The 12380-nt window shown below is 59.8% G+C and carries 13 protein-coding genes; 8 read left to right on the plus strand and 5 right to left on the minus strand.

Annotated elements, in window-relative coordinates:
• Nucleotides 1–28: 28 nt before the first annotated feature.
• The 4 genes from nadC (at nt 29) to hofC (ending at nt 4001) form a co-directional block, all read left to right on the plus strand.
• Nucleotides 29–919 (plus strand): carboxylating nicotinate-nucleotide diphosphorylase, encoded by an 891-nt coding sequence (gene nadC, locus ABUK12_RS11665; RefSeq protein WP_410016401.1) that lies wholly within the window; start codon nt 29–31, stop codon nt 917–919.
• Nucleotides 920–1131: 212 nt separating this feature from the next.
• Entirely contained in the window at nt 1132–1572 is a 441-nt protein-coding gene (gene ppdD / locus ABUK12_RS11670; protein ID WP_410016402.1) for a prepilin peptidase-dependent pilin, read from the plus strand.
• A gap of 3 nt (nt 1573–1575) precedes the next feature.
• Nucleotides 1576–2799, plus strand: a complete 1224-nt coding sequence (locus ABUK12_RS11675) for an ATPase, T2SS/T4P/T4SS family (RefSeq protein WP_410016403.1) — start codon at nt 1576–1578, stop codon at nt 2797–2799.
• Nucleotides 2796–4001, plus strand: coding sequence for a protein transport protein HofC (gene hofC / locus ABUK12_RS11680; RefSeq protein WP_410016404.1), 1206 nt, complete (start codon nt 2796–2798; stop codon nt 3999–4001). Before ABUK12_RS11675 ends, hofC begins: the two co-directional genes overlap by 4 nt.
• Before the next feature lie 135 nt (nt 4002–4136).
• Here hofC and ABUK12_RS11685 read toward each other — a convergent pair whose 3' ends face one another.
• Nucleotides 4137–5180 carry a GMP reductase gene (locus ABUK12_RS11685; RefSeq protein ID WP_410016405.1) on the minus strand — a complete coding sequence of 348 codons (1044 nt, stop codon included), beginning with the start codon at nt 5178–5180 and terminating at the stop codon, nt 4137–4139.
• Nucleotides 5181–5371: 191 nt separating this feature from the next.
• Here ABUK12_RS11685 and coaE point away from each other — a divergent pair, with 191 nt between their 5' ends.
• From coaE to yacG, 3 genes are all read left to right on the plus strand, one after another.
• Entirely contained in the window at nt 5372–5995 is a 624-nt protein-coding gene (coaE, locus tag ABUK12_RS11690; RefSeq protein ID WP_410016406.1) for a dephospho-CoA kinase, read from the plus strand.
• Complete coding sequence (gene zapD, locus ABUK12_RS11695) at nt 5992–6747, plus strand: cell division protein ZapD (protein ID WP_410016407.1); 756 nt, start codon at nt 5992–5994, stop codon at nt 6745–6747. The genes coaE and zapD overlap by 4 nt, the downstream gene beginning before the upstream one ends.
• Before the next feature lie 93 nt (nt 6748–6840).
• Nucleotides 6841–7023: a DNA gyrase inhibitor YacG gene (gene yacG / locus ABUK12_RS11700; RefSeq protein WP_410016623.1), complete on the plus strand. Its 183-nt coding sequence runs from the start codon at nt 6841–6843 to the stop codon at nt 7021–7023.
• Between the two features lie 35 nt (nt 7024–7058).
• Here yacG and mutT read toward each other — a convergent pair whose 3' ends face one another.
• From mutT to secM, 3 genes are all read right to left on the minus strand, one after another.
• On the minus strand, nt 7059–7451 hold the full coding sequence (gene mutT, locus ABUK12_RS11705; RefSeq protein WP_410016624.1) for an 8-oxo-dGTP diphosphatase MutT: 393 nt from the start codon (nt 7449–7451) through the stop codon (nt 7059–7061).
• Nucleotides 7452–7538: 87 nt separating this feature from the next.
• Nucleotides 7539–10256 carry a preprotein translocase subunit SecA gene (gene secA / locus ABUK12_RS11710; protein ID WP_410016408.1) on the minus strand — a complete coding sequence of 906 codons (2718 nt, stop codon included), beginning with the start codon at nt 10254–10256 and terminating at the stop codon, nt 7539–7541.
• Between the two features lie 88 nt (nt 10257–10344).
• Complete coding sequence (secM, locus tag ABUK12_RS11715; RefSeq protein ID WP_410016409.1) at nt 10345–10866, minus strand: secA translation cis-regulator SecM; 522 nt, start codon at nt 10864–10866, stop codon at nt 10345–10347.
• Between the two features lie 27 nt (nt 10867–10893).
• Here secM and ABUK12_RS11720 point away from each other — a divergent pair, with 27 nt between their 5' ends.
• The gene (locus ABUK12_RS11720; protein WP_410016410.1) at nt 10894–11421 is read left to right on the plus strand and encodes a DUF721 domain-containing protein; all 528 of its coding nucleotides are present in this window, start codon (nt 10894–10896) and stop codon (nt 11419–11421) included.
• Nucleotides 11422–11451: 30 nt separating this feature from the next.
• Here ABUK12_RS11720 and lpxC read toward each other — a convergent pair whose 3' ends face one another.
• Nucleotides 11452–12369: a UDP-3-O-acyl-N-acetylglucosamine deacetylase gene (gene lpxC, locus ABUK12_RS11725; RefSeq protein WP_410016411.1), complete on the minus strand. Its 918-nt coding sequence runs from the start codon at nt 12367–12369 to the stop codon at nt 11452–11454.
• Between the last annotated feature and the right edge of the window lie 11 nt (nt 12370–12380).

The following is a 12380-nucleotide window of genomic DNA, read 5'->3' on the forward strand; positions in this document are numbered from 1 at the left end:
CCCTTTATCCGCTATTTCGGAGTTTTTTATGCCGACACGCCGTTATAACGTCGAACGCCGCCGGGCCGAATTGCTTGAGCGTATTCAGCATGATATCCCCTTATCCGTCACCCAGGCCCTGCGCGAAGACCTGGGCGGCACCACCGACGCCAAAGCCGATATCACCGCCCGTTTGCTTGCGCAGGAGAGCGAGGCCAGCGCGGTTATCATCACCCGGGAAAACGGTATTTTCTGCGGCCAGCGCTGGCTTGAGGAAGTCTTTGCCCAGCTCGGCGGCGGTGTTTCCGTCGCGTGGCAGGTACAGGACGGCGATGCGATCCGCGTCAACCAGCCGCTGTGCCGTTTAAGCGGCCCCGCGCATCTGCTGCTCACCGGCGAGCGCACCGCGCTGAATTTTGTGCAGACGCTGTCCGGGGTGGCCAGCGAGGTCAAACGTTACGTTGATCTTCTGGCCGGCACCGGGACCCAACTGCTCGATACCCGCAAGACGCTGCCCGGCCTGCGCACCGCGCTGAAGTACGCCGTGCTGTGCGGCGGCGGCGGCAATCACCGCCTGGGGCTGGCGGACGCCTTCCTGATCAAGGAAAACCATATCATCGCCGCCGGCTCTATCGCCAACGCGGTGGCCAACGCACTGGCCCTGCGCGACGATGTGCCGGTGGAGGTGGAAGTGGAAACCCTGGACGAGCTGCGCCAGGCGCTGGACGCCGGCGCCGATATCATCATGCTGGATAATTTTACGCCGGCCGATATGCAGCGGGCGGTGGCGGCCACACAAAAGCGCGCCCTGCTGGAAGTCTCGGGCAATGTCACGCTGGACACGCTCCGTGAATTTGCCCAAACCGGGGTGGACTATATCTCCGTGGGCGCGCTGACCAAACATATCCGCGCGCTGGACTTGTCGATGCGGTTCCAGTAGCCGGGCATCCCATACCACAGGCCTTCGGTCATCTCCGAAGGCCTTTCCCCCCTCCTTATCCTTAATTTTGCGGCATCCTACGCAAAATTCCTAAACCTCAGGTCACTCATCGCGTTTTTTTTGCCAACCATTATCCCGTATGGCGACCCGCCGCTGGCCGGCCGAAGGCGTTGCCGGTAAGGTCGGGGCAGGATCGGCTGCGAGGGAAACGCATGTTTAATCAACAGGGATTTACCTTGGTGGAATTAATGGTGGTAATCGCCATTATCGCCATGCTCAGCGCTATCGGCCTGCCCGGCTACCAGCGCTATCTGGATAAAGCCGCCATGACGGATATGCTGCAGATGCTGGCCCCCTATAAATCGGCGGTGGAGCTGTGCGCGTTGCAGCGCGGCGAGGTCCGGGAGTGCCAGGCGGGCCAGGACGGCATACCCGAGGGCATGGCCTCGCGTTATGTCGACCGGGTCACGGTGCAGGACGGCGTCATCAGCCTGACCGGCAGACAGGCGCTGAAGGGCCTGACCCTGGCCTTGACGCCCAAACGGCACGGCGACGGGCTGCGCTGGGGCAGCGACTGCCGCGCCATGGAGAACGCCCGGCATCTGCTCGGGCCTTGCCAGGCGCTGTTTCACATGGATGGCGCGGAGGAGTAGCGGGTGACGGCAACCTACGATGACACGGCGCTGCGGGATTATATCGACGCGCTGCTCAACCAGGCACAAGCGCTCAAGGCGTCGGATATCCATATCGAACCCACGGGCGCGGCCGAGTATCGCATCCGGTTGCGCGTAGACGGCCTGCTGCGGGAAAGCGCCCATTGCATGCCAATACTTGCTGCGCGCCTGCTGGTGTGCTTAAAGATGATGGCCCGGCTGGATATCGCCGAGCGGCGCCTGCCCCAGGACGGGCAATTTGTCTTCGGACCGCCTGATAGGCACTGCTCGTGCCGGCTCTCCACACTGCCGACGCTGCGCGGCGAGAAGCTGGTGCTGCGTCTGTTGCGCGGGGCGCCGGAAGATCTCGCCCTGGAGCGACTGGGCATGCCGGCGGCCCTGCGCCGGCGGTTCCTGCGCCTGCTGCACCGTCCCCAGGGATTGATTCTGCTCACGGGGCCGACCGGCAGCGGTAAAACCATGACGCTTTACAGCGCGCTGAATACCCTGGCGCGCGACAGGCTGAATATTTGCAGCGTGGAGGATCCGGTGGAAATGTCGCTGCCGGGCATGACCCAATGCCAGGTCAACGCCAAGGCCAGGCTGGATTTTCCGGCGTTGCTGCGCGCCCTGCTCCGCCAGGATCCCGATGTGGTCATGGTGGGTGAAATCCGCGATCGCGCGACCGCCGCCATGGCGGTTAACGCCGCCCAGACCGGTCATTTGGTGCTGGCAACCCTGCATACCCGCTCCGCCGCGGATGCCGTGGCCCGTCTTAGCCAGTTCGGGCTGGACGCCGAGCTGGCGCGCTCCGCCCTGCTGCTGGTGATGGCACAGCGGCTGGTCAGGCAGCTCTGCCCGCTATGCCGCCGCGAGGCAGGCGCGCCGGAACAAACGGCGCTGCGGCTGCCGCCGGGCTGGGCGCCTCGCCGTCAATGGCATGCCGTGGGTTGCGAACAGTGCCACCAGGGTTATGCCGGCCGGCGCGGCATTTTTCATTTGTTGCCGGCGCAGCCCTCCCCCCATGACGGTGCGTACCCCGGGGAAAGTCGCCAAAGCGGCCCATGCAATGCCGCACAGGCGGCAGGGCGCGCCATGAACGACGCGGCGTTCAACCGCAAAGGCCGGCCAGGTCCCTCGGGACTTTGGCGCGCGGGCCTGGTATTGGCGGCGCGGGGAGTGACCTCCCTTGATGAGCTGGCGCGGGTACTGGGTGAACCGGCATGACCGGCTTCTGGCTTTACTCCTGGCGCGGCGTTACCTCCGCCGGGGAAGCCTGTGCCGGGCAGATCCTCGGGCGGGATAAAACCTCGGCGCGCCGGCAGTTGATCCGCCGGGATCTGCAACCGTTTCACCTGCGTACCGCCGGCTATCTGGGGGCCGGCTATTGGCGCAGGCATCAGCTTGCCGCGCTGACCGCCCAATTGGCGACGCTGCTCGGCGCGGGGCTGCCGCTGCGCGAGAGTCTGGAGCTGCTGGCGGAAGATCACCCGCGCGCCGGCTGGCGGTGCCTGCTGCGCCTGCTGGGCGAAAAGATCGAGCAGGGCCACACCCTGTCCCAGGCCCTGGCCGACTTTCCCCAGGTCTTCCCACCGGTTTATTGCGCCATGATGGCGCTCGGCGAGCTGACCGGCCGGCTGGATCGCTGCTGCCTGGCGCTCGCCGACCATGAGGAACGGCTCGGCAGGTTAACAAAAAAAGTGACGGGCGCGCTGCGCTATCCGGCGTTTATCCTGCTGATGGCAACGATGGTCATGGGGTTGCTCCTGGCATGGATTCTGCCGGAATTCTCCCGGCTCTATGCCGCCATCAATCTGCCCCTGCCCTGGCCGACCCGCTGCCTGCTGGCCGCAGCGGCAGGCGTGGAAGAGCATGCGCCGGCATTGTTTACCGGGGTAGCGCTGCTGTCCCTGGTTTACCGGCGGTTCTGCCATTACCATGACCGATGGCGGCGGCGCCTCCAGGCGGGGGTGTTATATTTGCCCGCGGTGGGGACGCTGCTGCGTCATCACGCGCTTTACCAGTTGTTCCAGACATTGGCCATGACCCACCCTGCCGGCGTGCCGCTGGATAATGGCCTGGAGATTGCCGCGCGCACCCTCGGCCATCCCTTGTACCGCGAGGCGGCGCTGCAATTACGGCGGCATATACAGCGGGGATATGCGCTGCATCAGGCGTTTTATCGCCATCGCCTGTTCCCGCGCCATTGCCACCAGCTTATCAAGACCGGCGAGTTTTCCGGCACGCTGGACGAGGTATTCCGCCGGCTGGCCAGCATGCATGAGGAACAGGCGCAACGGCGCGCCGACGCGCTGGCGCAGCTGGCCGAACCCCTGCTGCTGTTGATCATGGGCGCTCTGGTGTGCGCGCTGGTGATGGCGCTTTATCTGCCGCTGCTGCAAATGGGCGATCTGTTTGGCCACGGCTGACGCCGTCCCGGTGATGGGATGGTAATACGCAGGAACACGCCGGACCGGATCTGAGGCAGGCGGATGCAGACTTCAGGCGTGGGGCCGCAGGATGGCTATCATTCGCATGATAGCCATCTATGGGACCGCAACAGGCTACAGCTGGGTAAACACCTGGTTTTCCTGCTCGGCCACGCGGATAAAGGTGGTGCGTTTGGTCAGTTCTTTCAAGCGGGACGCGCCGACATAGGTACAGGCCGAGCGCAATCCGCCCAGGATATCGCGTATGGAGTGTTCGACCGGCCCGCGCAGCGGCAGCTTGACGGTTTTACCTTCCGCCGCCCGGTACTGCGCCACGCCGCCCACATGGCGGTTCATGGCCGACTCGGAGCTCATGCCGTAAAACAGCATGAATTTTTCGCCGTTTTCCTCCACCAGCGTGCCCTCGCATTCGTCATGGCCGGCCAGCATGCCGCCCAGCATGACAAAGTCCGCCCCGCCGCCGAAGGCTTTCGCCACGTCGCCCGGCACCGAGCAGCCGCCGTCGCTGACAATCTGGCCGCTTAAGCCATGGGCGGCGTCCGCGCATTCAATCACCGCCGACAATTGCGGGTACCCTACGCCGGTCTTGACGCGGGTGGTGCATACCGAGCCCGGTCCTATACCCACCTTGACGATATCGGCGCCAGACAGGATCAATTCCTCCACCATTTCACCGGTGACCACGTTGCCGGCGCAGATGACATTATTGGGACAGGCCGCGCGCGCTTTTTGCACAAAATTAACGAAATGCTCGGAATAGCCGTTCGCCACGTCGATGCAGATAAAGGTCAATAACGGCGACAGGGCCAGGATATGCTTCATTTTCACGAAGTCCGCTTCCGAGGTGCCGGTCGAGACCATGACATGCCGCAATACCGATTCAGGGGCCCGCGCAACAAAAGCGCGCCATTGCTCCACGCTATAATGTTTATGCACCGCGGTCACGACATCAAAGGATGCCAGGGCTTCCGCCATGCGAAAGGTGCCGACGGTGTCCATATTGGCGGCGATGATGGGCACGCCCGACCAGGAGCACCCGGGGTGCTTAAAGGTAAAGTCACGCTGCAGTTCGACGTCGGAGCGGCTCTTGAGGGTAGAACGCTTGGGGCGGATCAAGACGTCTTTAAAACCTAACTTGATATCTTCTTCAATACGCATAACGGTTTTTCCTGGTCAATGGCGACGGGTCGCTTATAAGTTTCGGGTACAGAATGCCAATTCCAGTGACGGTATCATACGCCGGATTATTCTTACGGCAAGACTGCGAAAACCGCCCGATATACGCTACAATCGTAGCAATTTACCTGCAAACGGGCAGAAAGGAATACAGTAAGGAGTCAGTAGACTGTATGCGTTATATTGTTGCATTAACAGGGGGAATCGGCAGTGGCAAAAGTACCGTGGCCAATGCCTTCGCCGCACTGGGTGCCACGATTGTCGACGCCGATGTTATCGCCCGCCAGGTTGTAGAACCGGGCAGCGACGCGCTGCGTGCCATACAGGCCCGTTTTGGCGCCGGGATCCTGCTGCCCGACGGACGACTTGACCGCGCATTGCTGCGCCAGCGCGTGTTCAGTTCACCCGCCGACAAGGACTGGCTTAACCGTTTGCTGCATCCGCTTATCCAACAAGAAACCCGGCAACAACTGGCCCGCGCCGATGGACATTACGTATTATGGGTGGTGCCGCTGTTAATTGAAAACCAATTGCAGTCCCAGGCGGACCGGGTACTGGTGGTCGATGTGCCGACAGAGATCCAGATTGCCCGCACCCTAAGCCGCGACGGCATCAGCCCCGACCAGGTCAAAAGCATTCTTGCCGCGCAGGTTTCACGCCAACAGCGTCTGGCCTGTGCCGACGATATTATAGATAATAGCGGGCGTCCCGAAGCGCTAACGGCCGAGGTGGCAAAACTGCACCGCCGTTACCTTCAGCTTGCGGCATCAGCAACCCGACAGGATGAATTAAAATGAGTGACGTCTACTCGACCACGGTGCTGTTTGAGCATCCGTTAAATGAAAAAATGCGCACCTGGCTGCGTTTGGAATTTTTACTGCAGCAACTGTATAACTATCCGACGTTGACTGACATCTCAAGCGCGTTGCCGTTTTTTCGCAGCGTCTCCGATTTGCTGGATGTGCTTGAGCGTGGCGATGTACGCACTGAAATGCTCAAGGAACTGGACCGCCAGCAGCAGAAAATGCTGCAGTGGGACGGCGTGCCCGGCGTCGACAGTGAGCGCGTCAGGGCGCTCCGCAGCGAACTCAAACAGTGCGCCGCAGTACTGATGGCCGCGCCGCGCCTGGGACAGGCGGTACGCGAGGACCGTTTAATCGGCTCGGTGCGCCAGCGCCTGTCCATTCCCGGCGGCTGCTGCAGCTTTGATTTGCCCGGCCTGCATATCTGGCTTCATCTGCCGCAGACCGTGCGCGATCAGCAGGTGAATCTGTGGCTGAAAACATTTGACCCGCTGCACAGCGCGTTAACCATTACGCTGGATTTGGTCCGGCATTCGGAACCCTTTAAAAACCAGATCAGCCTGAACGGCTTTTTTCAGGATAACGCCGAGGACGCCGATTTGCTGCGTATGCGCATCCCGCTGGTGTCCCAGCTTTACCCGCAGGTTTCCGGCCATAAAACCCGCTACGCCATCCGGTTCTTATCCCTGGACAGCGAAAACGGCGTGGTGCCGAACCGTTTGTCCTTTGAATTGGCCTGCTGTTGATCAATTGCGTTAAGATAACGGGTCGAGCACCGGTTGGCGTGACAGCCGACCCGATTTGCAAGGTTTCAGGAGTTAACATTGAGTGACGATATCATGGTAGTAAACTGCCCCACCTGCGGCGCGGACGTTGAGTGGACTGCGCAGAGCAAGTTCCGGCCTTTTTGCAGTAAACGCTGCCAGCTGATTGATCTCGGCGAATGGGCCGATGAGGAAAAAGTTATCCCCAGCGATACGCAGCTTACCGATAGCGAAGACTGGAGCGAAGATCAGCGCTGAAAGTGATATGGCCCCGGGGCGGGGCCGGATGCAGGTCAGGTCGCGGCGATAAGCTGGCGGATGATTGACGCATTGGCGGGCGGGAATTCATCGGCCCGCAGTTCCGCCTGGGGGCACCAGCGCACCGGCTGTCCCTCTTTGCCGTACGGCGTGCCTTGCCAGTCCTCGACCAGGAAAAAATAGAAGGCCATATCCCGATCGGCAAACTGGTGCTGGCTGGTGGCCAGCAGTTCGGCCCGTTCGACCCTGATGCCGGTCTCTTCCAGCAGTTCCCGTTTTAACGCCTGCTCGGGGGTTTCGCCCTCTTCCATTTTGCCGCCGGGGAATTCCCAGAAACCGCCCATATGCGAGTCCGCCGGCCGCTGGGCGATAAAGATCTGCTGTTGCGCATTACGGATAATGCCTACGGCAATGGTGCGAATAGTTATTGTCACAGGTACTCCGATAAAATCATCTCAGCACGGCTCAACGCCGTCACCCTAAGGCGACAGCGTCCCTAGCCTATCACTATTATATTATTGCTGTAATTTGCCGTGGCATTGCTTATATTTTTTACCGGAACCGCAGGGGCACGGATCGTTGCGCCCGACCTTGCGTCCCTCATGCACCGGCGTGTTGGCCAAGGCACCCACGTCGGCAAGCATCGGCTCGGGCTGGTGGCTAAGCTGCTGCTGGCGCGCCAGGCGCTCCGCCTCTTCACGACGCTGCTGCTCCAGGGCTTCCACTTCCTCGGGCATGCGCACCTGGACCTTGCTCAGGGTGCTGATGACTTCATATTTCAGCGATTCCAGCATGGCGGCAAACATGGCGAAAGATTCACGCTTGTATTCCTGCTTGGGATCTTTCTGGGCGTAACCACGCAGATGGATACCCTGGCGCAGATAGTCCATCGCAGCCAGATGTTCTTTCCATAAGGAATCAAGCGTTTGCAGCATCACGCCTTTTTCAAAGCTGCGCATCATCTCGGTGCCGACCACCTCCTCTTTACGCTTATACTGTTCCAGCGTTTGTTCCAGGATGCGCTCGCGCAGGGTTTCCTCGTGCAGGCCGGGCTCTTTATCCAGCCATTCCGCAATCGGCATATCCAGATCGAAATCGTCCTTCAGCCGTTTTTCCAGTCCCGGCACGTCCCACATTTCTTCCAGGGACTGCGGTGGGATATGATTGTCGAGCACGGTTTTCAGCACGTCCTCGCGGATGCTGATAATGGTCTCGCTGATATCGGCCACATCCAGCAGTTCGTTGCGCTGGCTATAGATAGCCCGGCGCTGGTCGTTGGCGACGTCATCGTATTCCAGCAGCTGTTTACGGATGTCGAAGTTGCGGCTTTCCACCTTGCGCTGCGCATTGGCGATAGCCTTGGTCACCCAGGGATGCTCGATGGCCTCGCCCGGTTTCATGCCCAGCTTGCGCATCATGCCGGTGACGCGGTCGGACGCGAAGATACGCATCAGGGCATCTTCCATCGACAGGTAGAAACGCGAGGAGCCGGCGTCGCCCTGACGGCCGGAACGGCCGCGCAGCTGGTTATCGATACGGCGCGATTCATGGCGTTCGGTACCGATGATATGCAGGCCGCCGGAGGCCAGCACCGCGTCGTGGCGAATCTGCCAGGCGGCTTTGATTGCGGCGATGTCCTCTTCGCTCGGGTTCTCCAGGTGGGAAATCTCCGCCTGCCAGCTGCCGCCGAGCACGATATCCGTACCGCGACCGGCCATGTTGGTGGCGATGGTCACGGCAAAGGGCGAACCGGCCTGGGCCACGATATCCGCTTCCATGGCATGGAATTTAGCGTTCAGCACCTTATGCTCGATGCCGGCTTTTTCCAGCTCGCGCGACACCACTTCGGATTTTTCGATGGAGATGGTCCCCACCAGCACCGGCTGCCCTTTGGCGGAGCAGGCCTTGATATCATCGATGATGGCGTCGATCTTTTCTTTTTCGGTCATATAGACCAGATCCGGTAAATCCTTGCGGATCATCGGCCGGTTGGTCGGCACCACGATAGTATCGAGCTTATAGATCGAGCTGAATTCAAAGGCCTCGGTATCGGCGGTACCGGTCATGCCGGCCAGTTTTTCATACAGACGGAAGTAATTCTGGAACGTGATGGAGGCCAGCGTCTGGTTTTCGTTCTGGATCGCCACATGCTCCTTGGCCTCCACCGCCTGGTGCAGCCCGTCGGACCAGCGGCGTCCCGGCATGGTGCGGCCGGTATGTTCGTCGACGATGATCACCTCGCCGTCCTTGACGATATAGTCCACATCGCGCGAGAACAGCACGTGGGCGCGCAGCGCGGCGGTGACGTGATGCATCAGCATGATATTGGCCGGGGAATAGAGCGACTCGCCCTCTTCCATAATACCGGCCTGGACCATCAGTTCTTCAATCAGCACCAGGCCGCGCTCGGTGAGATTGACCTGGCGTGATTTTTCATCCACCGAAAAATGCCCCTCGCCCTGGAACGAGTCGGAGTCTTCTTTATCCTGGCGGATCAGGTGGGGAATGAGTTTATCCACCCGGATATACATTTCGGAGCTGTCTTCCGCCGGGCCTGAGATAATCAGCGGCGTACGGGCTTCATCGATAAGGATGGAGTCGACCTCATCCACCAGCGCGTAGTGCAGTTTGCGCTGTACGCGCTCTTCCGGACTGAACGCCATGTTGTCGCGCAGGTAATCGAAACCGTATTCGTTATTGGTGCCATAGGTAATATCGGCGGCATAGGCGGCGCGTTTGGCCGGAGCCGGCATATTCGGCAGGTTGATGCCGACGGTCAGCCCGAGGAATTCAAACAGCGGACGGTTGTTTTCGGCATCGCGCTGGGCCAGGTAGTCATTGACCGTGACCACATGGACGCCCCTGCCGCTCAGGGCGTTCAGGTACGCCGGCAGGGTGGCGGTCAGCGTTTTACCTTCACCGGTGCGCATTTCCGCGATGCAGCGGTCGTTAAGCACCATGCCGCCCTGTAGCTGGACATCGAAGTGGCGCATGCCGAAGACGCGTTTACTGGCCTCGCGCACCACGGCAAAGGATTCCGGCAGTAAGCTGTCGACGCTTTCGCCCTTCTCCAGACGGGCGCGGAACTCCACGGTCTTGGCGGCCAGCTGCGCGTCGCTCAGCTTTTCCAGCTCCGGCTCCATCCGGTTAATCAGTTCAACGGTTTTGCTCATGCGGCGCAGGGTACGATCGTTGCGACTACCAAAAACTTTTGTAAGCAGTTTAGATAACATAATTATTTAAATCTCGTCACGGCCGGCGCTGATTATCAGGCAGCGGCCAATAGATGCGTAAGGGGTATAAAAAGTCCGTGATATACGGTTAGCTGAGGCGGAGGGGTCCGGCGCGAATTCCCTGTACCTGCGCCAGGCGAATTCCTGTACGATGATCGATAACGGGCCGGTAGTCCGCCCGGGCGATATGACGAATGACGGCCGGCAGCTTGGGCTCGTGGGTCAGCAGGGCGCTAAGGGAGCTTAACAGGACCTGGCGCTGCAGGTTTAACGGGGCGGCATTGTCCGCCGTCAATGCAGGAACGCCGGCGTGCTGCGCCACCCAGGCAATGGACAAATGGCGGATGACCGTGCGAATGGCATGCTGATGCCAATAATCCACCGAAAACGACGGACGGCGCTGCGCGTCCTTCAGCAGGGCCAGGTGGGTAAAGCCGGCGTGACAGGCGTTTTGCCGGCTCAGGCTTGGCAGGGTATTGGCCAGCTGCGCCTGCTCCTGCCCGCTGTTGAGGGCATAAGGCACGCCAAAGCCGGCCGCGACCATCCCCAACAGGAGATGCGGCCAGAAATAACGTCTGCCAAATTGTCGCCAACAATTTAAAATACCCATTACTTAATGCATTCCGCCGGAGTTGTTATGCGCGACAGTCGTCCACAATCCATTGATACCCTGTTTACTGTTCTTGCGACGCCGGAGCGCCAGACCCTGCAGCAAATCCAGCAACGCGCCGTGGCGCTGTTAAAGCTGAACCAGGCAGTGGCCGCGCTGCTTCCCGCGCCGATGAAACCCTGGTGTCGCGTAGCCAATTTCAGGCAAGGGGTATTGGTGCTTGAAACCGCCAATGCCAGTTGGATGATGAGGTTACGCTATGAACAATCACGGTTATTATCCGCTTTACGAGCGCAGATTCTACCATCATTGTCATCCATCGACATCAGGATTAACCCGACACTGGCAACAAAAGGGCATTTGATCACGCAAAACAGCAGCGAGCGGCAGATAAAGGATCAGGGGGAGGACATAAAAAGACGCAGGCTAAGCCCGCAGAGCGCCGAGGCGATTCGCCACCTGGCGGCCCGCAGCCCCGAGAAGCTGCAAAAGCTGCTCGAACGGCTGGCAGGGCTGGCCGGAGAAGGTGCCAACCCCACCCGTCGTGGGAAATAACAGTCCGTTAGAGCGCTAAATACCTGTGCGTCAGGCAATCACAAACGAGGGCGCGGCAAATGCCAGCGGCATTTCGGCTTCGTCTTCGAAGGTCACCATTTCCCAGGCTTCCTGGCGGGCCAGGACGGTCTGCAGCAATTTGTTATTTAATGCATGGCCCGGCTTGAACGCCGTAAACGAACCAATGATATTGTGGCCGCACATATACAGATCGCCGATACCGTCGAGCATTTTGTGGCGGACAAACTCATCCTCAAAACGCAGCCCATCTTCGTTCAGCACTTTATAGTCATCAACCACGATGGCGCAGTCGAAACTACCGCCCAGGCACAGGCCCCGGGACTGGAGGTATTCGATGTCGCGCATAAACCCGAAGGTGCGCGCGCGGCTGATTTGCCGCACGAAAGACTCGGCGGAAAAATTCAGGCAATAACGTTGCGAGCTTGCATCGATCGCAGGATGTTTGAAATCAATGGTAAAATCGAGCTTGAAACCATTAAACGGCGTCAGTTCAGCCCATTTATCGCCATCTTCAACGCGAACCTTGTCCTTGATGCGCAGGAATTTCTTGGCGCAGTTAAGCTCCTCGATTCCGGCGTCCATCAGCAGATAGACAAAGGGGCTGGCGCTGCCGTCCATAATAGGAATTTCAGGCGCATTGACTTCAACGATGATGTTGTCGATGCCCAAACCTGCCAATGCGGCGTTAAGATGTTCGACGGTGGAGATACGAACATCATGCTCATTGACCAGACACGTGCAAAGCATGGTATCCCGCACCGATTTAGCATCCGCCGGGAAGTCCACCGGAGGATTCAAATCCGTGCGGCGATAGATGACCCCGGTGTTAGCCGATGCAGGGCGCAGGGTCAGTTTTACCTTTTTACCGGTATGTAAACCAACGCCTGTGGCCTGCACAATACGTTTCAGTGTCCGCTGTTTGATCATCAGTTTATCTC

Origin of the sequence: Sodalis sp. C49, from assembly GCF_046352915.1 — a bacterium.
GTDB lineage: Bacteria > Pseudomonadota > Gammaproteobacteria > Enterobacterales > Enterobacteriaceae > Acerihabitans.

Coding starts and splice junctions, on each gene's coding strand:
- nadC (WP_410016401.1), top strand. CDS start 29: ATGCCGACACGCCGTTATAACGTCGAACGCCGCCGGGCCGAATTGCTT.
- ppdD (WP_410016402.1), top strand. CDS start 1,132: ATGTTTAATCAACAGGGATTTACCTTGGTGGAATTAATGGTGGTAATC.
- hofC (WP_410016404.1), top strand. CDS start 2,796: ATGACCGGCTTCTGGCTTTACTCCTGGCGCGGCGTTACCTCCGCCGGG.
- ABUK12_RS11685 (WP_410016405.1), bottom strand. CDS start 5,180: ATGCGTATTGAAGAAGATATCAAGTTAGGTTTTAAAGACGTCTTGATC.
- coaE (WP_410016406.1), top strand. CDS start 5,372: ATGCGTTATATTGTTGCATTAACAGGGGGAATCGGCAGTGGCAAAAGT.
- zapD (WP_410016407.1), top strand. CDS start 5,992: ATGAGTGACGTCTACTCGACCACGGTGCTGTTTGAGCATCCGTTAAAT.
- yacG (WP_410016623.1), top strand. CDS start 6,841: ATGGTAGTAAACTGCCCCACCTGCGGCGCGGACGTTGAGTGGACTGCG.
- secA (WP_410016408.1), bottom strand. CDS start 10,256: ATGTTATCTAAACTGCTTACAAAAGTTTTTGGTAGTCGCAACGATCGT.
- secM (WP_410016409.1), bottom strand. CDS start 10,866: ATGGGTATTTTAAATTGTTGGCGACAATTTGGCAGACGTTATTTCTGG.
- ABUK12_RS11720 (WP_410016410.1), top strand. CDS start 10,894: ATGCGCGACAGTCGTCCACAATCCATTGATACCCTGTTTACTGTTCTT.
- lpxC (WP_410016411.1), bottom strand. CDS start 12,369: ATGATCAAACAGCGGACACTGAAACGTATTGTGCAGGCCACAGGCGTT.